The organism is Patescibacteria group bacterium, from assembly GCA_028711655.1.
Taxonomy (GTDB): domain Bacteria; phylum Patescibacteriota; class Patescibacteriia; order Patescibacteriales; family JAQTRU01; genus JAQTRU01.
The window spans coordinates 1-21,558 of sequence record JAQTRU010000001.1 but is presented as its reverse complement, the minus strand read 5'-3'; the positions used below and the strand labels follow the sequence as shown (position 1 = coordinate 21,558).

The 21,558-nt window shown below is 42.7% G+C and carries 17 protein-coding genes; 15 read left to right on the top strand and 2 right to left on the bottom strand.

The window, feature by feature from the left end:
* Positions 1–368 precede the first annotated feature (368 nt).
* From PHQ42_00085 to PHQ42_00035, 11 genes are all read left to right on the top strand, one after another.
* Positions 369–3,620 carry a UvrD-helicase domain-containing protein gene (locus tag PHQ42_00085; protein MDD5071131.1) on the top strand — a complete coding sequence of 1,084 codons (3,252 nt, stop codon included), beginning with the start codon at positions 369–371 and terminating at the stop codon, positions 3,618–3,620.
* Between the two features lie 92 nt (positions 3,621–3,712).
* Positions 3,713–4,180, top strand: a complete 468-nt coding sequence (locus PHQ42_00080) for a metal-dependent hydrolase (GenBank protein ID MDD5071130.1) — start codon at positions 3,713–3,715, stop codon at positions 4,178–4,180.
* A gap of 121 nt (positions 4,181–4,301) precedes the next feature.
* Complete coding sequence (locus PHQ42_00075; protein MDD5071129.1) at positions 4,302–4,838, top strand: GrpB family protein; 537 nt, start codon at positions 4,302–4,304, stop codon at positions 4,836–4,838.
* Positions 4,839–4,841: 3 nt separating this feature from the next.
* Positions 4,842–5,888 carry a Holliday junction branch migration DNA helicase RuvB gene (gene ruvB, locus PHQ42_00070; protein MDD5071128.1) on the top strand — a complete coding sequence of 349 codons (1,047 nt, stop codon included), beginning with the start codon at positions 4,842–4,844 and terminating at the stop codon, positions 5,886–5,888.
* A 127-nt stretch (positions 5,889–6,015) separates the two neighbouring features.
* Positions 6,016–6,270, top strand: coding sequence for a hypothetical protein (locus tag PHQ42_00065; protein MDD5071127.1), 255 nt, complete (start codon positions 6,016–6,018; stop codon positions 6,268–6,270).
* 7 nt (positions 6,271–6,277) lie between these two features.
* Positions 6,278–6,820 carry a PH domain-containing protein gene (locus PHQ42_00060; protein MDD5071126.1) on the top strand — a complete coding sequence of 181 codons (543 nt, stop codon included), beginning with the start codon at positions 6,278–6,280 and terminating at the stop codon, positions 6,818–6,820.
* Position 6,821: 1 nt separating this feature from the next.
* Complete coding sequence (gene queA, locus PHQ42_00055) at positions 6,822–7,946, top strand: tRNA preQ1(34) S-adenosylmethionine ribosyltransferase-isomerase QueA (protein MDD5071125.1); 1,125 nt, start codon at positions 6,822–6,824, stop codon at positions 7,944–7,946.
* A gap of 141 nt (positions 7,947–8,087) precedes the next feature.
* Entirely contained in the window at positions 8,088–8,651 is a 564-nt protein-coding gene (gene lepB, locus PHQ42_00050) for a signal peptidase I (protein MDD5071124.1), read from the top strand.
* Position 8,652: 1 nt separating this feature from the next.
* Complete coding sequence (gene hisS, locus PHQ42_00045; protein ID MDD5071123.1) at positions 8,653–10,020, top strand: histidine--tRNA ligase; 1,368 nt, start codon at positions 8,653–8,655, stop codon at positions 10,018–10,020.
* Positions 10,021–10,143: 123 nt separating this feature from the next.
* Positions 10,144–10,383 carry a 30S ribosomal protein S21 gene (locus PHQ42_00040; GenBank protein MDD5071122.1) on the top strand — a complete coding sequence of 80 codons (240 nt, stop codon included), beginning with the start codon at positions 10,144–10,146 and terminating at the stop codon, positions 10,381–10,383.
* Positions 10,384–10,403: 20 nt separating this feature from the next.
* The gene (locus PHQ42_00035; GenBank protein ID MDD5071121.1) at positions 10,404–10,874 is read left to right on the top strand and encodes a GatB/YqeY domain-containing protein; all 471 of its coding nucleotides are present in this window, start codon (positions 10,404–10,406) and stop codon (positions 10,872–10,874) included.
* Between the two features lie 51 nt (positions 10,875–10,925).
* Here PHQ42_00035 and PHQ42_00030 read toward each other — a convergent pair whose 3' ends face one another.
* A complete protein-coding gene (locus tag PHQ42_00030; GenBank protein ID MDD5071120.1) occupies positions 10,926–11,372 on the bottom strand; it encodes a TGS domain-containing protein in 447 nt (148 codons plus the stop codon).
* Positions 11,306–12,382: an HD domain-containing protein gene (locus tag PHQ42_00025; GenBank protein MDD5071119.1), complete on the bottom strand. Its 1,077-nt coding sequence runs from the start codon at positions 12,380–12,382 to the stop codon at positions 11,306–11,308. Before PHQ42_00025 ends, PHQ42_00030 begins: the two co-directional genes overlap by 67 nt.
* Positions 12,383–12,819: 437 nt before the next feature.
* On the opposite strand from PHQ42_00025, the gene PHQ42_00020 reads away from it, so the two are divergent.
* From PHQ42_00020 to PHQ42_00005, 4 genes are all read left to right on the top strand, one after another.
* Positions 12,820–14,772 carry an Ig-like domain-containing protein gene (locus tag PHQ42_00020; protein MDD5071118.1) on the top strand — a complete coding sequence of 651 codons (1,953 nt, stop codon included), beginning with the start codon at positions 12,820–12,822 and terminating at the stop codon, positions 14,770–14,772.
* Positions 14,773–14,923: 151 nt separating this feature from the next.
* Entirely contained in the window at positions 14,924–19,543 is a 4,620-nt protein-coding gene (locus PHQ42_00015) for an Ig-like domain-containing protein (protein MDD5071117.1), read from the top strand.
* A 109-nt stretch (positions 19,544–19,652) separates the two neighbouring features.
* Positions 19,653–21,122 carry a hypothetical protein gene (locus tag PHQ42_00010; protein ID MDD5071116.1) on the top strand — a complete coding sequence of 490 codons (1,470 nt, stop codon included), beginning with the start codon at positions 19,653–19,655 and terminating at the stop codon, positions 21,120–21,122.
* 47 nt (positions 21,123–21,169) lie between these two features.
* Positions 21,170–21,558, top strand: a 389-nt coding sequence (locus PHQ42_00005) for a hypothetical protein (protein MDD5071115.1), incomplete at its 3' end; no start/stop codon positions are given.

The window sequence follows — 21,558 nt, the reverse complement described above, 5'->3', positions numbered from 1 at the left end:
ACAAGGATTCATCCCGTTTACCTCTTTTAACCAACAACTCTTTTGTCCCTCTCTCGTTTTTACCCCACCAATTTTTGACCCTAGGCGAAGGGTTGCGATTCAGGTAGAGAGAACCTCGCGAGACCTAAGTCGCCTGGCATCGGGCACATTTAGGACGAGTTGTTGGTGGCAAAGGAGCGTTTCATGGCGAAAACTCCTTTTTGATGTTTTTCCACCTGCGCCGAGGAAACTTTTTCCGAAAAATGTTTTTCGGTCAGTCTTGGCGCGCTTTTCCCTTTGGCAAGGGATTATTTTTATAATAGAAAATAAGCGATGATTAGTCAGGTTTTTGATTTGCCGATTTATTGATTATTAGCTATGATAATAATATGGAAAATTTGATGGAAAATTTGAATAAAGAACAATTACAGGCTGTCCAACATAAAGACGGCCCTTTGTTGATTGTGGCCGGAGCTGGCACTGGCAAAACCACGGTTATTACACAAAGAATCGCCTATATGATAGAGCAGGGGTGGGCTAAATCAGACGAAATTTTAGCTTTAACTTTTACGGAAAAAGCGGCCGGGGAAATGGAGGAACGAGTCGATCGGTTGTTGCCGATTGGCTATTTGGATTTATGGATTTCCACTTTTCACGGCTTTGGGGAAAGAATTTTGAAAGAACACGGCCTTGATATCGGGCTACCTAATGATTTTAAATTGCTGAATGAGTTTGAACAATATGCTCTAATAAAAAATAATTTGGATAAACTTGATCTGGATTATTATCGGCCGATGGGCAATCCGACGAAATTTATCCGCGCCTTGATAAAGCATTTTTCCCGGACCAAAGACGAGGATATAAATCCGGCCCAGTATCTTGAATACGCTAATGAGTTGAAGGAAAATTTAGACAATATGTTGAGCGGAGCCCCTAATATGTCATTGCGAGGAGCGAGTGGAGCGAAGCGCAACGAGCGACGCGGCAATCTCCGGTCAAGCGCGTCTAACCAGAGATTGCTTCGTCCCGAGACTTCGGGACTCGCAATGACAGAAAGAGGTGAGTTTAATAAAGAAATAGCAAGTCAGGAAGTGGCAAGGATAAACGAAGTGGCGAACGCTTATCATGTTTACCAGCAACTGCTTTTAGACAGCAGCTCTTTGGATTTCGGAGATTTAATAAACTACTGCTTGAAATTATTCCGCGCCCGGCCGGCGATTTTAAAAAAATATCGGGATAAATTTAAATATATACTGCTGGACGAATTTCAGGATACTAACTGGGCGCAGTATGAGCTGATAAAAATGCTGGCCGCCCCGAAAAATAACTTAGTGGTCGTTGGCGATGATGACCAGTCAATTTATAAATTTCGCGGGGCTTCGGTATCTAATATTTTGCAGTTTCAAAAAGATTATTCGCGGGCCGGGCAGATTTTTTTAATCAATAATTACCGCAATAAGCAGAATATTCTGAATTTGTCTTATAAATTTATCAAGCAAAATGACCCGAATCGGCTGGAGTATCAACTGAACACAAAAACACAAAAACACCCCACTACGCTAAAGCTTCGAGGGGCGAGCAGAAACACAAAAACGGAATTAAGCAAAAAGCTGGTAGCTGATAATAAGGGGGAGGGGGTGATAGAAGTTATAGAAGGCAAAGATTTGAATGAGGAGATAAGAATGGTAATTGAGAAAATCGCGGATTTAAAAATTAAGGATAAAAATTCTACTTGGGACGATTTTGCGATTTTGGTCAGAGCCAATGAAAGCGCGAAAGAAATTTGCTCATTTTTGGCCGCGGCCGAATTGCCCTACCAATTTTTATCTTCCCGCGGCCTTTATGCCAAGCCGGTAATAATGGACATAATCGCTTATTTAAAATTATTGGACGATTACCATGAAAGCGCGGCGGCTTATCGCGTTTTAAACCTGCCGATTTTTAAGTTTACCTATAACGAGTTGGTTAATTTTAATTATTGGGCCAATAAAAAAGCCTGGTCGCTTTATGAAGTTCTGCGCAATGTCTCCGCTTTAAATCTGGGGCCGGAATTGCAGAAGAAAGTGGTCGCGGTTTTATCTTTAATTGATAAGCATGCCGGCCTCGCCAGAGATAAAAACGCCAGTGAAATTATTTTTGTTTTTTTAAATGACAGCGGTTATTTGAAATATCTGATGAGCCAAGATGAGCAAAAAAGCCGGGAGGCGGCTTCCTGTCTTAACCAGTTTATGAAGCGGGTTGAGGAATTTGAAAAGGGCAGTGACGATAGAAGCGTTAAAGCGTTTTTGGCCCAACTGCAGATGGAAATTGACGCCGGGGAAGAAGGGGCGATGCCGGTTGACTGGGAGGCCGGTCCGGAAACCATAAAAGTAATGACGGTTCACGGGGCCAAGGGATTGGAATTTAAGTATGTTTTTATTGCCGGTTTAGTTGATAAGCGTTTTCCCACGATTGAGAGAAGCGAGCAGATTGCCATTCCGGACGCTTTAGTCAAGGAAATTTTACCGGAAGGCGATATCCATTTAGAAGAGGAAAGAAGATTGTTTTACGTAGCCATGACGCGGGCAAAAAACGATTTATATTTTTCTTGGGCGGCTGACTATGGCGGCGCTCGACTCAAAAAACCTTCTCGTTTTTTAGAGGAATGCGGGTTTGTTCAAGAAAACACAAAAACACAAAAATACCCCGCTACGCCAGGGCTTCGAGGGGCAGGCAAAAACACCCTACTGCGCCAGGGCTTCGAGGGGCAGGCAAAAATACAAGATGGCGATATTTTAAAGACAAGAATTTCTGTTCCGGCAAAAGAGGTTGTAAAGTCGGTGGTGCCGTCTTATTTTTCTTATACGCAATTGGCGGCGTTTTCCAATTGTCCTTACCAATACCGTTTTGCCCATATTTTAAGAATTCCGGTCCGGGGAAAACATGTTTTTTCTTTTGGCAAAACCTTGCACATTACTTTGCAGAAATTATTCAGTTTAATCGAGGAAAGAAAGAAGCGGGAGCAGACGGATTTATTTGGTGCTTCGGCAAGTTCAACGCAAGCAGCCAAAAAAAATGTTAAAATCAGTTTGGAAGAAATTTTAAAATTATACGAGCAGAGCTGGATTGACGATTGGTATGAGACCAAGGCGCGGAAAGAGGAATATAAAAAGAAAGGCAAGGAAATTTTAAAGAAGTTTTATGAAAAGCATCAAGATGCATGGCCGAACGTGATTTTTCTGGAAAAAGGATTTAATTCCAAGGTCAGGGTCGGCAACGAGCTCTATACCGTGCGCGGGGTAATGGACAGGATTGATGAGATAAACGGCCACCGCAGCAACGGGGCAGGCAAAATAAAAATTATTGACTATAAAACCGGAACCCCGAAAGACAAATTAAGCCTTGACGAAAAATATCAGCTTTTAATTTATCAGTTGGCCGCCGAGGAGCTTTTTCGGCAAAAAGTAGATTCTTTGGCCTTTTATTATTTGGACAACAATACTGAAGTTGAATTTCTGGGCAGCCAGGATGAGCTGGACAAAACAAAAGAAAAGATCATAAACACCATTGCCGCCATAAAAAAAGGCGAATTTCCGCCAAAGCCTTCCGCGCTTTGCCAGTTTTGCGATTTTAAAGATATTTGCGAATTCAGGAAGTCGTAATCCGAATTAATCCGAATTTTATCCGAATGCTCCGAATTCCTAAATCAAAGCATTCGGGGCATTCGGATAAATTCGTAGATTTGGATTATCTTATGGATATACTTTCCCACGCTTTGTGGACAAACTTAATTTTTAAAGAACTGCCGATGGAGCAAAGGGGCGTGGCGGTTTTATTCGGGTTGTTCCCAGATTTAATCAGTTTTTCTTATATGACCGTTAGAAATTTTTTTAGGAGAACCTTGCATTTTGAAGCGCCAATGCCATCAGGGATTCCGAAGTATGTTTTTAGACTTTATGACATTACCCATAGTTTAGTAATTTGGCTGGCAATATTTTTAATTTTAAAAATTTTAGGTTTAGATCTGGCCGTGGTTATTTTTTATGCCTGGGGGCTCCATATATTTTTAGATATTTTTACCCATACCTCGGAGTTTTTCCCCACCCCGATCCTTTGGCCATTTTCCCGTTTCCATTTTTCCGGCATAAACTGGTCAAATAAATGGTTTATGCTTTTTAACTACGCGGTTTTGCTGTTTATGTATTTAGTGTTTTATTTTTAAGATAACGCTAATAGATGCGAATTTATGCGAATATAGCGAATGACGCAGATTTGTGAATTTTAAAGAAAGTGGTAAGATTAAAGTATAAAAGGCGTGGCAAGATGTAAAAAATAATAAATCTATGATTGGGTTAAAACGAGGAACAGTTAGATTAGTTATTCACAATTTAAAATGGTCGCAAAGCTTTGAGCGCGAGAAAAAGAAGATAAAAAAGATTTTTAGTAGAAAGGCGCTTGATATTCAACATGTTGGGAGTACTTCTGTCCCGGGGATGGTGGCCAAACCAATAATTGACATTGCTCTACTTGTTCCGTCAATCACCAAAGTGGGGCGCTATGAGGAAAACTTAAAAAAGATAGGGTATAATATAAAGAAAGACGATACAAATAAAAAAAGATTATTTTTTACAAAAGGTCCGGAAAAGAAACGGACACACTATCTCCATATAGGGAAAGTTGGCAGTGGTTACATCGAAGATATGATTTTATTTAGAGATTACCTTTGCGAAGACAGGAGGGCAGCAGAAAAGTATTCCGAATTAAAAGAAAAATTAGCTAAAAAATATCAAAACTCAAGAAAAATTTATACAGCGAAGAAAGAAAAGTTAATTAAGGAGATAGTGAAAAAAGCAAAAAAATCTCCGAGGATTAAAAAATAAAATATGGCAGATAAACAAACTAAAAATTTAAATGATAGAATAATAAATCCAGAAGAACTGGGCAATGATAATGCCCTGGATTTGACTTTGCGGCCGAAAAGATTGGGCGAATATGTGGGGCAGGATAAAATAAAGGAAAGCTTGAAAATTACCATGGCCGCGGCGCAAGGCCGGGGAGAGCCGATTGAGCATGTGCTCCTGCATGGCCCGGCCGGATTGGGAAAAACAACGTTGGCGCATGTGATTTCCAATGAGTTGGGCGCCAACATCAGAATTACTTCCGGGCCGGCCATTGAAAAAAGCGGCGATTTGGCTGCCATTTTAACTAATTTGGGCGAAGGCGACATTTTATTTATTGACGAGATTCACCGTTTAAATAAAACCATTGAAGAAATTCTTTATCCGGCCATGGAGGACTACGCTCTGGATATTATTATCGGTAAAGGGCCGTCCGCCAGGACTTTGCGAATTGACTTGCCGCGTTTTACCATAATCGGCGCCACCACTAAAGTAAGTTTATTATCCGCGCCTTTGCGCGACCGTTTCGGGCTTACTTATCGTCTTGATTTTTACGGCCTGGAAGATATTAATAGAATTATCAGCCGGAGCGCCAACATCCTGGGGGTAAAAGTAGAGCCGGAAGCGGTGGAGGTTATTGCCGGGCGTTCTCGCCGCACTCCCCGCATTGCCAACCGGTTATTAAAGAGAGTCCGCGATTATTGCCAGGTCAAAGGAAACGGGGATGTTGAGAATGGAATCTGCGAAGAAGCTTTTAAAATATTGGACGTTGATGATTTGGGCCTGGACTGGATTGACCGGAAAATTATAGAAACGATAGTTGATAAATTTAACGGCGGGCCGGCAGGCCTAAACGCTATTGCCGCGGCCACCGGCGAGGAGATGGCGACTATTGAAGAAATTTATGAGCCGTATCTAATGCAGTTGGGTTTTATTGACCGTTCTCCGCGCGGTCGGATCGTTACTGACATCGGCTATAAGCACTTAAAACGGAATAGAGATGAAAATAATCCCGTAAGTTTACAAATTTAGAGTTATATTAAATTAGCAGATTAGTTGGAAAGTTTATAAAGTCCATAAAGTTATAAAGTATTTGAAAATTAGTAACTTTATAACTTTTAACTTTATAACTTTTAACTTTATAACTTTTAACTCCCGTATGACTTTCCCTTTATACATTTTTTTAATAATTTATCTTATCTTTCTTTTGGGCTGGCTGATATTTAGTTTTATCGCGATTTACCATATGTTTAAATACGGCTTTTTAAATTTTACCACTTTTTTCACGATTTTTATTTATATCGCCATTTCCATTCTTATGCTTTTATTTTCTTATAAATATTTGAGCCAAATTGATTGGCAAATGAATGTTACTATTTTTGGGGACTTGCTAGATTTAGAATTTTCTTTTTAAGTAGCCTATGCTTTTACTTTACCGTTTGCCGGGAAAACTTCCCGATGAAAAAATTATAAAAGTGCTAAGGCGGGATGTTTTTATTCTTATAAAAAAAATTTTATTTTTTATTTTGCTCTTAGTTCTGCCCTTGGTACTTTTTTATTTGGTAGTTACTTCTATTTATCCGGACATTCTTTATGGGCAGATTTCCCATCCCATTTTTCTTTTAATAGTAAGCTTTTATTATCTATTTCTTTGGGTGTTTTTCTTTTTTTCTTTTATTGATTATTATCTGGATATTTGGATAATAACCAGCGAGAGAATTATTAATATAGAACAACAGGGGTTTTTCGCCCGGACAATTTCTGAACAGAGACTAGACCGGGTTCAGGACGTTACCAGCGAAACCAAGGGATTTTTCCCGACTATTTTAAAATACGGCAATGTTTATGTGCAAACAGCCGGGGCTAAAGAAAGATTTTTTTTCCATGAGGTTCCGAATCCGGATCAAGTAAGGGATGTTATTATTAAGTTAGTGGAAAAGTGTAAAGTTGCTCATCATATTTGATATGAAGTTAAAAGATTTTGACTACCTTCTGCCGAAAAATTTAATTGCCCAAAAGCCTGTTAAACCGCGAGACCGCTCGCGGCTTCTTTTATTATCAAAAAAAACAGGAGAAATAAAACATGACCATTTTTATAATATTGTTGATTGTTTTCGGCCAGGCGATGTTCTCGTCCTTAATAATTCCAAGGTAATGCCGGCGAGATTATTTGGAAGGAAAAAAGATACGGGAGGAAAAATTGAGGTTTTTCTTTTGAAAAAAAATTCGTCGGCGATTTGGCAATGCTTGATCGGCGGGCGGGGAGCGAGAGTCGGTCTAGAAATTGAATTTAAGAAAAAAATGGAAGCTAAAATTATAAAAAATAATCAAAATGGAACCTGGGAATTAAAATTTAATAAAAATAAAAAAGAATTTGTAAAAATCGTAAATAAAATCGGATTGATGCCCCTGCCTCCCTATATAAAAAGAGATAAAAAACAGAAATCTGACGACATGAATTATCAGACGGTTTACGCCAGCGAAAAAAAAACAGGATCCGTAGCCGCCCCGACCGCCGGTTTTCATTTTACCCCGGCCTTGTTAAAGAAATTGGAGAAAAAAGGCGTACATATAGAATATGTGACTCTTCATGTTGGCTTGGGAACTTTTGCGCCCGTTAAGGTTAATAATATAAAAAAACACAAAATGCATGCGGAGTGGGCGGAAGTAGATAAAAAAACTATCGCTAGAATTTTTTTGGCCAAATCTGAAGGCAGAAGAGTGATAGCGGTAGGGACAACGAGCGCGAGGGCGCTGGAAACGATTTTTTCGCATATCGCTAGTCGCAAATCGCATATCGCAAATAAATTACAAACTTCAAATTCGTTATGCGATATGCGTTATGCGATACGCGATTATTCCGGTTGGACGGATATTTTCATTTATCCTGGCTATAAATTTAAGATTGTTGATGGCCTGATTACCAATTTTCATCTGCCCAAATCCACCCTTTTAATGCTGGTTTGCGCTTTGGCCGGAAAGAAAAATATTGATAAAGCTTATAGTGAGGCCATAAAAAGGAAATACCGGTTTTATAGCTATGGAGACGCGATGTTTATCTATGATAGTCCGCGTAGGCCCGAAATTTGATTTTTTTTTCGCTTAGTGTTATAGTTGTTGTAGAAATAAAATAATAAAATAATATAGAAATAAAATAACCTAGAAATCTATATAATAGATTTTTCTCTTAAATTTTTATATTATTTTATTATTTTATTATTTTTAAATTAAATGTTAAGGAGTTTTTTTAGTTTTGTCTTTGAATTAGTCAAAATCATCGTTATATCTTTGGTAATTATAATTCCAATCAGGTACTTTTTAGTCCAGCCGTTTTATGTCAAAGGCGCTTCTATGGAGCCTAATTTTTATGATCATGAATATTTAATTATTGATGAAATTAGTTATAGATTCAGAGAACCTACCCGGGGAGATATTATAGTTTTCCGTTATCCGAAAAATCCGCAGGAGTATTTTATAAAAAGAATTGTTGCTTTGCCCGGCGAAAAAATTCAGATAAAAGACGGGCAGGTTCATATTGCCAATGATAGCGATTTAAATAGTTTTATTTTGGACGAACCGTATTTGGCCAGCGGGACCAAAACCTATAGCTTATCAGAGGATATAGTAAGTTTGGGCGAGAAAGAATATTTTGTTCTAGGAGATAATCGCAATTCCTCAAAAGATTCCCGCAGTTTCGGTCCGGTCAACCGAAGTTTTTTAACCGGGCGGGTGTTGCTCCGCGGCTGGCCTTTTAGCCGGATCAGCCTGTTTAAATTGCCTGAATACCAATATTAATATGCTGAGAAGAAAAAACACAAAAAATCAAAAGCCAAAAATCAGGAGAGTAAAAGAAAAAGAGAAAAGCGGCGGTTTCGCATTTTCCCGCTTAAAAGGAATGAAAGATGTTTTGTTTGACGAATACAGATACTGGGATTTGGTGACAAAGAAAGCGACGGAATTGGCGCGAGCTTATGGTTTCAAAAGAATTGAAACTCCGGTTTTGGAAAACACAAAATTATATGAAAGATCAAGCGGCAGAAGCAGCGACATCGTCACCAAGGAGATGTATACCTTTGTTGACAAAAACGGAGAAAAAATTTCTTTGCGCCCGGAAGCCACCCCTTCTTTAGTGAGGTCTTATATTGAGCATGGCATGTTTAACCTGCCCCAGCCGGTTAAGATGTTTTGGCTGGGTCCTATTTTCAGGCATGAGAAACCGCAAGCCGGCCGGTATCGGCAGTCATTTCAATTTAATTTGGAAATATTCGGCGAAGAGGCGCCGGTAGCTGATGTTTTATTAATTCTACTGGCTTATAATTTTTTCTGCGAACTGCAGATTAACGCCCAAATTCAGATTAATAGCATTGGGTGCGAAGAATGCCGCAAAGAATATTTGGCCAAACTCCTTGAATTTTACAAAGAGAGGGGGCGACGGTCTAAATTGTGCGGCGATTGCAAGAAGAGAATAATAAAAAATCCCTTGCGGCTCCTTGATTGCAAAGAAGAAAAATGTTTGGAAGCCAGGGAAGAAGCTCCGCAGATAGTGGATTATTTATGCGACAGTTGCCGGGAGCATTTTATTAAAGTTTTGGAATATTTGGACGAATTGGATATTAATTACAATCTGAACCCTTATTTGGTAAGGGGGTTGGATTATTATAACCGGACCGTATTTGAAATTTGGGCGGTTGAAGAAGGCGGGGCGATGCCGAGCAAACTAGCCTTGGGCGGCGGCGGTCGGTATGACGGCCTGGTAAAATATATGGGCGGTCGGCCGACACCGGCTTGCGGATTTGCCGTGGGGATAGAAAGAACGATAACCAGAATAAGGGAAAAAAATATCCCCCTGAAAAGCGAGGAAGGGGATCTAATATTTTTAGCCCAGTTAGGGGAGCAGGCCAAGCGCAAAGCTTTTGTTTTATTTGAAGAGTTGCGCCGGGCCGGATTTAAAATTCGGCAAGCTTTCACCAAGGACAGCCTAAAAGTCCAATTAGAAGAAGCTAATCGGATAGGGGCGAAATTTAGCCTTATTTTGGGGCAGAAAGAAGTTATGGACGGGACCATTTTATTCAGGGATATGGATTCCGGGATTCAGGAGGTTATCACCCAGAAAAAAATAAAAGAAGAAATAGAAAAAAAGTTGAATTTAAATAAAGAAAAATAATAATCATTGCTTGCGCTTCTTTTTAGAAGCTAATTGAAACAGCGGGAAGGCGCAAGCGCTATAATAATATTAAATATATTAATCCCGCCCTTCTTGAAGGCGGGGCTAGAACGGAGGTGTAAGGTGGCTGAATTCAAAAGGAAAAAGGGTGAAAGTTTTGAGGGTTTTTTAAGAAGATTCAATAAGGCCCTGAAACAGAGCGGAAGGCTTTATGTGGCTCGCCAGAAGCAACATCGGGAACCGAAGAAGAACAAAAGGCAACAGAAAGAGTATGCTTTGACGAGTTTGCGCTTAAGGAAAGAAAAAGAATATTTGAGAAAAACAGGAAAACTGGTTGAGGATAATTTCAAGAGAAAGCGATAGTTTATCTAAGCGTGATTTTTATGCCAAATTTATCGGAAAAAATTAACGGAGACCTGAAAATGGCCATGCAGGAAAAAAACGAGATAGCCGTTTCCGTTTTGCGTATGCTTATTAGCGCTATTCGGAACAAAGAAATATCCCTGCGCAAGGGCGAAGAAATAAAATTGGCTGATGAACAGATTATCGAAGTTGTAAAATCCGAAATAAAAAAACGCAAAGATTCAGTTGAGGCCTATAAAGCCGGCGGCCGGCAAGACTTAGCCGACAAGGAAAAAAAGGAAGAAGAAATATTGGAATTATACATGCCGCCCCAGATAAGCGATGAAGAATTGGAGAAAATTGTCAAAGAAACCATAAATTCTTTGGAGGAAGCGAGCGAAAATGATTTTGGGAAAATTATGGGGCAGGTTATGGCCAGGGTTAAAGGCCAAGCCGATGGCAATAAAGCGAGCGAAGCGGTTAAAAAAGTTTTAGCTGAAAGCAAAAAATAATTCGTATAAAATAAAACCCCGCCCTTCGTGAAGGGCGGGGTTTTTGTCATTCTAAAATTTTGGAAAAAAATTTTTAAAGTTTTCCATGGGTGTCTTGGAATAATGTTTTATCCGGTTGCGGGCGTTGGCGGTTTTAACAAATTTTAGCCAGGCCCGGTTTGGTCCCGGGCGGTTTTTATCTATGATAATTTCCACCAGATCCCCGCTTTTTAATTCTTTATCCAAATCGGCTATTTTATCGTTAACCAGGGCCCTGGTTGCCTTATTGCCGATTTCGGTGTGGACAGCGTAAGCGTAATCAATCGGCGTAGATCCTTCCGGAAGTTCAAAAACATCGCCCTTGGGAGAAAAAACGAAAATTCTGTTGCCGAAGATGTCAAATTTTATTTTTTTTACGAAGTCATTCGTATCCTCAGCTTCCCGCTGGATATCTAAGATTTCTCTGAACCAATAAAGCGGTTTTCCTCTTTGCCGCCCCTTTTTTGTTTGTAATACCAATGGGCGGCGAGACCGTAAAGGGCTTCGTCATTCATTTCTTTGGTTCTGATTTGAAATTCAATGGCTTTTTCTTCCAGACCAAAGACGGTGGTGTGCAGGCTTTTGTAGCCATTAGGTTTTGGCGAGGCGATATAATCCTTAAAGCGGTTGGCTTTTGGCTTCCAAAGAGTATGGATGATTCCCAAGACTTTATAACAATCATTAACGTTTGGCACAATAACCCGGAGGGCGAAAACATCATAAATTTCATTAAATTGCCTGTCTTTTTTCTGCATTTTTTGGTAAATACTGTAAAGGTGTTTAAATCGGCTTTCTATTTTATATTTAATGCCGGCTTCTTCAAAATTTTTCTTTAAAATATTTTTTATCCTTTGGATATATTGGGTATGTTCAACCTTCTTTTCCACTTCGTATTTATACTCTATTTTTTTATATTCTTCCGGGTAAAGATGCTTAAAACAAATGTCTTCCATCTGCCATTTCAAACTCCAGATTCCCAGAAGTCCGGCAATGGGAGCGTAAATTTCCAGGGTTTCCTTGGCGATACGCAGGCGTTTTTCCGGCGGCAGCCCTTCCAAGGTCCTTAAGTTGTGGAGACGGTCAGCAAATTTAATTATAATAATCCTTAAGTCGCTTGCCATGGATAGGAACATTTTTCTTAAACTTTCCCGGTATCTTTCAATGCCGCGATATTTTATTTTGCTTAATTTGGTGATTCCCTCAACCAAATAAGCGGTTTCTTCTCCGAAATTGTTTTTTATATCCTCCAGAGTATAATCGGTATCCTCGGGAATATCATGGAGGATGCCGGCGATGACTGTATTTAAATCCGCCTTAATTTGCGCCAAAACAAAGGCTGTATGCAGGCAGTGCTGGATATATGGTTCCCCCGTCTTCCTTTTTTGTTCGCCATGGGCCTTCATGGCAAAATCATATGCCAGTTTCAGCATGTCCGTATCCGCTTTGGGATTATTTTCTTTAATTTTTTTTACTATTTGTTCAATTGTCATTTTGTTTGCCCTCTGGCTTTTATTTATGTTATAATAGTATTAAATAACAAAAGAGGGGAATAGTCAACGCGGCGGAAATAATAAAATAATAAAATAATAAAATAACAAGATAATATAAAAAATTCCTAATTGACCCAATTTCTAATTTCTAACCCGCCTACCTAGCTGCCGTAGGCTAGCGGGCAGGTAAAAATTCAAATGTCCAAATGTCTAATTTCCAAATTAGAAACATTTTTGACATTAGAAATTCAGGAATTAGACATTTTTTAGAAATTAGGTCTGCCCCGCAGTGAAACAAGGTTTTTACTACCGGGGTGAATTATCACCCCGCCAGAGGCGGAGGATCCCGTCCGCCATGAATATAATAAAGTGGCGGGAGAAATTAGAAATTTTACAAAATGGTGTTTAAATCCAAAAAAAATTTAATAATTATAGTAATGTTTTTAGCTATAGCTAGTTTTGTGATAGCTGATTTTGTTTACGCCCAGGCCGATTTAGGAATGGAATACGGAGAGCAAATCGGGTTAAGCGGAGATGACCCGCGCATTATAATCGCCCGGGTTATTCAAGCGGCTTTGGGATTCTTGGGAATTATAGCGGTTTGTTTGATTATGTACGCCGGCTGGATGTGGATGGTTTCCGAAGGCAACGAAGAAAAAATTGCCAAAGCCAAGAATATTTTGAAAAACGCTATTATCGGTTTGGTAATTATTTTGTCCTCTTTTGCCATTGCCAGTTTTGTTTTAAACAGATTGATGGGAGCGACTTTTGGCGGCCCGAGCGGGGGCGCTGGCGGCGGCCCGAGCGGGGGCGCTGGCGGCGGCATCGGCGTTTTGGGCTCCTGCTCGGTAGAAAGCGTTTATCCTGAACCCAGCCAGCAGGAGGTGCCAAGAAACACTTCCATTATAGTAAGTTTCAGGGAAGAAATTGACCCCAAAACCATTTGTGATGACACCAATAATAACGGAGTTTTTTGCGATGCCGGCGATGAGATTAAAAAAGAAAGCGTCCCTTCGGACAACCATGTCAAATTATTCAAAACTAGCGATCCAAACAGCATTATTACCGGAATTAATGTTATTACAAAGGACAACAAGGTTTTTGTTTTTTCCCCGAAAGCTTATCTTGGTTCTCCTTCGGAAAGCGTTTGGTATACGGTTTATTTAAGCAATGACATAAAAAAGTCGGACGGGGGCAATGTTTTTAGTTCTTGCAGCCGAGACTATTTGGAGTGGCAGTTTAAAGTGAGCGAAAAACTTGATTTAACCCCACCGCAAGTAAGAGCGGCGGATAAAGGGGGAATTTTGCCCAAGCCGGGCAGTACTAAGCCGAGAAACTCTGTTATTCAGATAAATTTTAACGAAGCCATCAACCCCTTAACCGTTTCCGGCAACGCGGAAGAGGTAAGCGGCCAGATAGCGGTAAAATGCGTAGGCGGAGTTGATTGCAATCCGGCTAACGATGGGTATTTTTCCTGCGGAGCCGATACCTGCCTTAAAGGGAAATTTAATATTTCCAATCAATACAAAACCATAGAGTTTATAAGCGATATTCAATGCGGAGTTAACGGCTGCGGAGAAAAAATTTACTGCCTGCCCGGAGACAGCCAGATAAAAGTAGAAATAAAAGCGGCGGTTTTGGCTGATTGCGGAGCTGATAATTGCGCCAGCCGCAGCCCTTACAATACATGCGCTAACAGCCATTGTCAGGATGGGGAGGGGAAGAATTATCCCCTATCCCTGCTTCCCCTGGCCGGGGTGGCTGACATGGCTTTCAATTCCCTGGATGGCAATCGAGACGGAGATGCTGACGGCCCAGCCAGTTTTTATAATGAAAACAGCCCCAATCCCCTTGCCGGCGATAATTATCAATGGCTTTTTTCCATTAGTGAGATAGTTGATTTAAGCCCGCCGGAAATTACCGCCACTTCCCAGGAAAATTCGTTCGGAGAAGAGCGGCTCCTTAGTCAGGGGGCTACCGGCGCTCATTTGGCCAAGCCGATTTTAATAGATTTTAACAAAGCGATGATGTCTTCCAGCTTGAGAACGGGCAGTATAATAATAAATAATGGCAGAGACGATATTGAACATAAGTTGATTAATCTAATTTCTGCAAAATCCACCCTCTCTCCTCCTGAACCGGATCCGGAATTGCCGGGATATTGGATAGCGAAAAATAATATAGATAATAATGATGATGGCGACCCGGACGGGACAAGGGTGGAAATAAGGCACTCCACCTTTAATGATTCAACTAGGTATCGGGCGCAAGTCGGTTCCGGGGTAAAAGACATAAATCAGAATTGTTTTAAGCCGAGCTCGGGGCCGGGCTGCGCCGGCAATCCTTCCTGTTGCGCCGGCGCGCCAACAGCGGGGAGCGAATGCCCTTAGTATAAATCCGAAATCCGAAACTCTAAATCCTAAACAATACCAAATTACCAAAATCCAAATATCCCAAACAGCTATCAAAATATGAAGTTTTGAATTTTGATAATTTGAATTTAGAATTTGTTTAGGATTTAGAGCTTAGAGTTTTTAAAAAATGGCGTCTAAATTAAAGAAAAACTTAATAGTGATAGCGCTTTTGATTATAGCCAGTTTTATTGTGGTTAATTTTGCTTTTGCTCAAGCGGATTTGGGGATGGAATACGGGGAGCAGATAGGGCTTAGCAGCGAAGATCCGCGGGTAATGGCGGCCAACGTCATCAGAATCGCCTTGGGATTCTTGGGAATTATAGCGGTGAGCCTGATTATTTACGCCGGCTGGCTCTATATGACTGCGGCCGGCGAAGAAGAAAAGATTGAAAAAGCCAAGAAGATTTTAACAGGAGCGATTATAGGTTTAATTATAATTTTATCTTCCTTTGCCATTGCCAGCTTTGTTTTAAATCGGTTGCTTACGGCTTCTACCCCCGGTGTCGGGACGGGAATTGATACGGGCGCAGGGCCAGGAATCGGTCCCGGCGTTGGTCCGGGGATTAGTGATGATGAAATAATTTCCTGCGACAGCATGGCCGGCCCGGACACTTGCGAAGCTGACGCGACTTTATGCCCCGAAGGTTTTTATTGCGATACCGGAAGCTGTATTTGCCGAGCCGGCGGCGGCTATGGGGAATTCTGTGACGGAGACGGCGGAACAACCACCTGCGAGGCGGATGATAATTTATGTTCTGGCTATTTGACTTGCGATACTGAAACGTGCACCTGTTTAGGGGCGCCGGTGATTGAGTGGGTCAGCCCGGCGGACGGAGCTTTGGGAAATTTGGTTACCATAGGCGGAAGATATTTTGGCAGCGCAACCGGCAGAGTTTATTTTTGGGATGGGAGTGATTATATAATGACAGCAGCGGAATTTCCCGGTAGCGTGAATGCAAATTGCGATAATAATTGGCAAGATAATCAGATAGTTGTTTTAGTGCCGTCTGCGGCGGTTTCCGGACCGATAAGGGTTGTAACAGCAGATGGGCGCGAAGATACAACTGATAATGACCGCGGCCCCAATCTTGACGATTTTGTTGTTAATGATATTGTCCGACCCGGACTTTGCAAAGTGAATCCGGGAGAAGGAGTAATGAACGATGCCATTGCTTATCATGGTTTGAATTTGTCGGGGAGCGCGGCTTATTTTGGCGGCCAAACAAGCAATGTCGCGGCTTTGGAACCCTCTTTTGGCGATAATTTGGGAGGGACAGCCAAAGTGCCAAATATCAGGGTTGGAAAAACCACTACATTTGTTTCAAGCATGGGCATAGCCAGTAATTATTTTCGGTTCACAAAAAAAGCGGAACCATATGCCGGTCCGACCATTACTTTTTTTGAGCCGGCCCAAGGCGCTCCGGACCAATATGTAACTATCTATGGCCGGAGTTTTGGCAGAATTAGGGGAACGACCAACCATGTTTATTTCAAGGGGGCGACCCAGATAGAAGCCAGCTATCAGTTTCCGGAAATTTGCGCGGCCAGCGTTTGGAGCGACAACCAAGTTGTTGTGAAAGTGCCGGCCGGTTTGGCTAACGGGGATTATATTATAAGCATGGAAATAAGCGGCCAGACGATAAACTCCGAATCTTCTTTTAAAGTTGATAGCAGTTTGGCTCTGGCGCCGAGTTTGTGCAAAATTGATCCAACCATGGGGCCGAACAACAGCCCGATAAGTTTATGGGGAGAAAATTTTGGGCAGCAGGCTACAGGTTTAGTAAGATTCTATTCTAATAAAAATCAAAATAATATAAGTTTTTGGGGCGATGAAGGCGACGCCCAAAAGATAGTAACTACTGTCCATCAGGAAGCGCAAACCGGTCCGGTTCAAGTTGTCCAGAGCGCGCTTTTTGGCAACGGTTTGAATTTCAGAGTTGGCAGCTGCGCTAAAAATGAAGATTGCGGTTCTGGCAAGGTTTGTTGTCCGGCCGATAGCAGCGAATCCGGCCAATGCAAGGATAACCCGGACCAATGTTATATTCTTGTCGCCAGCTCGGTTTATGAGTGGGAATTTTCTACGGGAGCCGGGGAACCCGTTGTTCCCCCAACTTATTATAGTTGTTTGGGAAGAAGTTATGTAACCGGCAATTGCGATCCTTTGCCCTGCCCAAATTCCGCCGGCGTTTGTTCGCCTTATAATAATATTGCCGCGGGTGAGAGTTTTTGCGAATGCTGTTGTGAGATTGGCCAGGATGCCAGAGATTGTTGCCCGCCCCTAGTTTGCAGGGGCGCTTGCGGCAGCGACACTTCAAACGACAATGTTGGCCTTGGCCATTGCTCCGGTTGCGCCAGCGCCGGCACAACCCAGGCCGAGCATGATGCGGCCTGCAATTGTTTCGGGCATAGCGGGAAAATTTGCGATACAAGCGTAGCTGGCGGCGTTTGCCGAGATTGCGAACAATTATCCTCGGCCGAAGAATGTTCAAAGCACACGACTTGCTGCGTTGACGCCGTAAACGGTAATATCTGCCGGGGAGGAATGGGCAAAACGGGAATGGTTAATTATAATAATTTAGCTTATTGCCAATATTATCAGTGCGCGGATGGCGGCGGAGTTTGCGATTCAAGTCCGGTAGCCAGTTCAACCAGAAGCGTTTTTGAAACCAGAGAAGAATGCGCAATCGGATGTTCGCAAATAAGCCGGCCGGGCGAAAAATGCGTGGCCACGACCACCCCGACTCAGACGACTTGCAATCCCGGTTTTAATTGCGGTCCGGGCTATAGCTGTCTAGATGACCTGGATCAGGAAATTTGTCCCACTTGCTGTTGTGATCCGAGCGTGCCGCAGGTTAATGCCAATGGTTTAATTTGCGCGCCGGACAGAGAGCCTTGTACCGGCTACAATCGCGGGCTTTATTGCGGCTGTGAACAAGATGAAGACTGCGGTTTTCCGGATACGGTCGGTTGCGCTTCTGATACCTGCTGCCGGAGCCGGCCTGAAGTTTCCGGGGTTTATCCGGCTGAAGGAGCTACCGGCGTTTGCCTTAATACTTCAATTTCCGCAAGCTTCAGCCAAAAAATGAACATTAACAGCTTTGTCGGCAATGTAATTGTAGCCGGGGATTATGGGAACAGCGTTTGTCCGGCCGGAACCCAATACTTGGCTTTAAAACATGAGACGATCAAGCAAAAAAATACTGCTGTAAATTTTTATCAGAACGTTTTGGCGGTTGTAAAAAGATTAAGCGGTTCTTGGCTGGGCGGAAGAGCTTTGGCCGATACGCCTGACCCGAACCATAATTACTGCGCCATTACCGGCATAACAAACGGCGTCCAAAAAGCGGATGGAACCACTGATTTGACCTTTAACCTTAATAAACCCCTGGACATAAACCGGACTTATTATGTGATAATAAAAGGAGACGAAAATTTAAACAGCGGCCAAGGCGTATTTTCTGATTGGGGGATCGGCATGAACGGTCCGGACACGGCGGCTCTTGGCGGACAAACTTTTTCCCGAGCAAAGATTTGGTCCTTCACTACCGGGGCGGCTGCCGGCCGAGATGATTGCAAACTGTCCAGCGTCACGGTTAGCCCGGCAAGCTATTTATTTAGAAAAGCCGGACAAATCCAGTCTTTTCAAGCCCGGCCCCGTTCAACCGACGGCCAAATTCTAGTGGCCATACCCGGCTACTACGACTGGGAATGGAGTTGGGTTTCCAGCAAGCCGGAGGTGGCAACGGTTAATAATTCCGATGATTCCATCCAGCCCGTAACGGCCAAAGACGTTAAAGACGGCAAATCTTATATTAACGCGACCGCCACCATTACCAAAGACACAATTTTTGATACCGAGGGCCAGGCTAAAACCGGTCAGGCTGAAGTTTATGTATTTTTATGCGAGAATCCCTGGCCGCCGTTTAAAACAGACGGAAGCTGGGAGCCATGGAAAGATTCTTTGCAAGGCGCGGATTGCTTATCCGGCACCGGCGATTGCGTAAACACCAATTATGAATTTTATTATTGCCGCGATCGGGGCGCGGCCGGTCCGGCTGATGATTTGCCGGCGATTTTATCCGAGAATACCATTATCAGAGGAAGATCAAGCGCGCAGGATATTCTGAAAGAAGCTTATTTTTTCCGGGAGGAAACTCCCGATGTTTCCGAAGTCAATCTAACCGTGGCCAGTATTCCGAGCGAGGGCCGAAAAGTAATTTTAAGCTGGACGCCGATTTCCGTGCCACCCGACGAGGTTTTGGCCGATTATAGGGTTTATTACGGCACAAGCAGCGGCAGGTATTCGGTGAATATAGGCGCCGGGTCAACGACTTATTATGAGGTTGATAATTTGAACAACAACCAGACTTATTATTTTTCCATTGTGGCCGAGTACATAAGCGGAGCCGTAAGCGGTTATTCCAACGAGGTGTCAGCTACTCCCGAAGATACCGTAGGCCCAGTAGTCCCGACAATGGCTTTAGAGCCGGGAGACAGAAAAGTAACAGTAAGCTGGACAGATAATAGCGGAGGCGAGGCGGTTAGTTTTAGGATTTACTACAAGGCAACTGATACATGCAATGATTCTGTAAGTTTTGGCGATTCACGGGTGCCAATAAAAAATCCGGAGACTTTTAACTTAACCAATGAAGTAGCTTATTGTTTCGGTTTAGCGGCTTATGACGCAGAGGGGAATCGGAGCGATATGGTTACCGGTTCGGTAACTCCGGTGGCGCCAACCCCATAGCATCTCTTTATTAATTTCTGAATTATAATTTCCAATTTCTAAATTATTTTAGAAATTAGGTGAATTATCAGCCAGAGGCTGACCCGCCTTTGGCGGGGAAATTCCCTTTATGTATTATTTGAGCGAAAAAAGAAATAAATTGGCATATTTAGGTTTATTAACCCTAGGGTTCAGTTTGCTTTTATTTGGTTTTCGCTCCAGCCAACAAATTATTCCTGCTTCGGCCGCAGACGCTCCCAACCCGGACGCAATTGCCATTCGGGTTATTCCCAACCTCGGCCATTACGGTGTTTCCCGCTGGTATAACCAGCAGGGATTCAAGGGCTCGCCCCAACCCCTTACCATTGACGGTTACGAGGCGATTCGGGACGGCCGGACAATCTATGTCAATGCCGCCAATGTGGTTGGTGATAATTTATATACCAATATCTACCTCATTTCCTATAATCAGGAAGCGGAAGCCGCCACCAAGAGCATCTTAGAGCAGATTATTTCCCATTGGAAATTTAACACCAATATTGACAACGCGGAGTTAAAAGAAAAGATAACTCGCGACACCAAGAGACTGTCAAGATTGGCGGAAATAAAAATAGCCCTGGATAATTATAAAGAAACAAAGGGGCATTACCCGAAATTAGAAGCGGGCACGTATTTGGCCAACAAAACCATTTCCACCTGGCCCAGCTGGCAGCAGACCCTGGCCAAGGAATTGGGCGTGGGCTTGCCCACCGACCCCGTAAACAAATTAGGCGCTTGCCCGGGTTATGATTCCATCACCTGCTGGAACGAAGCTGGCAAAACCTTTGCCGGCGCGACATTGCCGGACGGCACCCTGGAATTGCCGGCCGACAGCAACGCTTTTGTTTACACGGCCGCCACTGACGGATCAAGTTATGATGTTTGCGGAGTTATGGAATCGGGTTATATCAATCTGGGAGCGGGAGCCTGCGCCGGCAGCGCCGCTTTCGGCGAAACCTTGGCAAACAGAAACCCGGTTATTACTTGCGGAACTTTGGTCGGAACGCCCGGTGAAGAATTTAAGGGATATGTTGGCGCGAGCGATCCGGATGGAGACGTGCTTACTTGGAGTTTAGATACATCCGGTACAAATTGGACCGGCTGGTCAGCCGCTCCGGTTTTACGGGATACCGCCAATTTAAACCAAAAAGAAATTTATTCTCTCAGGGCCGGCAATAACGGAAACTATAATTTTTCCGTGGCGGTAAATGACAGCCGGGGAGGGACGGCCACGAAAATCTGCACTATAAAAATAATGTCCGTTTCTTCTCCTTGTTTGACCGACGGTTCATGCGATGGCGTTTGCCCGGCTAATTGTACGGCTGCTGATGATCCGGACTGCAAAATAACCGGTTGTAGGCCCGGAGACGGGAAATGCGATCCGGCTGTTGAATGTTCAACCGGCGGTTCGGGCGATTGCAAAGTAGCTGACTGCTGCGGAAACGGAACTTGCGACGCGGCTTCGGGAGAAAATTCGGAAAATTGTCCGGAGGATTGCGGTTCCGCGCCGGTTGTTCGCGATTGCCAATTCAATATTACCTTTCCTTGTTTGTTGCAATAATTTTTCCGGACATAAGAATTAAATATTTATAATTTAATCATAACCATATGCAACCAAACAATTTAACTAAAATTAAAAAATTAGAAAGGCAATTAACTGTCGGAGTTATTTTGTTGTTTGTTTCAGTTATCGGATTTTTAGCCATATATGACTTAGGCCCGGGCCAAGAAGCATTGGCCATAACCGGCAATTATAACAAAAATGATACAGACAATAATAGCCTGAATTTCAACGACTGGAATAATCTGCCTAATGATTTCGTGGCTAAGAGCGGGGACACGATGGTTGGTAATTTGATTTTAAATAACAGGCTCGGCCTAGGTGCCAACAACCCAAACAGTCAGATTCATATTTATAGCGCCACCGGAAATAACGCCGAAATTGATCTCCAAAGCGTTGCCGGGACAAATAACCATTGGGGCATATATAACGAAAG

What these genes read in the sequence shown, in the direction of transcription:
- queA (MDD5071125.1), top strand. Translation starts at nt 6,822, where the DNA reads ATGAAGTTAAAAGATTTTGACTACCTTCTGCCGAAAAATTTAATTGCC.
- PHQ42_00025 (MDD5071119.1), bottom strand. Translation starts at nt 12,382, where the DNA reads ATGACAATTGAACAAATAGTAAAAAAAATTAAAGAAAATAATCCCAAA.
- PHQ42_00085 (MDD5071131.1), top strand. Translation starts at nt 369, where the DNA reads ATGGAAAATTTGATGGAAAATTTGAATAAAGAACAATTACAGGCTGTC.
- lepB (MDD5071124.1), top strand. Translation starts at nt 8,088, where the DNA reads ATGTTAAGGAGTTTTTTTAGTTTTGTCTTTGAATTAGTCAAAATCATC.
- PHQ42_00010 (MDD5071116.1), top strand. Translation starts at nt 19,653, where the DNA reads ATGTATTATTTGAGCGAAAAAAGAAATAAATTGGCATATTTAGGTTTA.
- hisS (MDD5071123.1), top strand. Translation starts at nt 8,653, where the DNA reads ATGCTGAGAAGAAAAAACACAAAAAATCAAAAGCCAAAAATCAGGAGA.
- PHQ42_00065 (MDD5071127.1), top strand. Translation starts at nt 6,016, where the DNA reads ATGACTTTCCCTTTATACATTTTTTTAATAATTTATCTTATCTTTCTT.
- PHQ42_00075 (MDD5071129.1), top strand. Translation starts at nt 4,302, where the DNA reads ATGATTGGGTTAAAACGAGGAACAGTTAGATTAGTTATTCACAATTTA.
- PHQ42_00035 (MDD5071121.1), top strand. Translation starts at nt 10,404, where the DNA reads ATGCCAAATTTATCGGAAAAAATTAACGGAGACCTGAAAATGGCCATG.
- ruvB (MDD5071128.1), top strand. Translation starts at nt 4,842, where the DNA reads ATGGCAGATAAACAAACTAAAAATTTAAATGATAGAATAATAAATCCA.
- PHQ42_00080 (MDD5071130.1), top strand. Translation starts at nt 3,713, where the DNA reads ATGGATATACTTTCCCACGCTTTGTGGACAAACTTAATTTTTAAAGAA.
- PHQ42_00015 (MDD5071117.1), top strand. Translation starts at nt 14,924, where the DNA reads ATGGCGTCTAAATTAAAGAAAAACTTAATAGTGATAGCGCTTTTGATT.
- PHQ42_00020 (MDD5071118.1), top strand. Translation starts at nt 12,820, where the DNA reads ATGTTTTTAGCTATAGCTAGTTTTGTGATAGCTGATTTTGTTTACGCC.
- PHQ42_00060 (MDD5071126.1), top strand. Translation starts at nt 6,278, where the DNA reads ATGCTTTTACTTTACCGTTTGCCGGGAAAACTTCCCGATGAAAAAATT.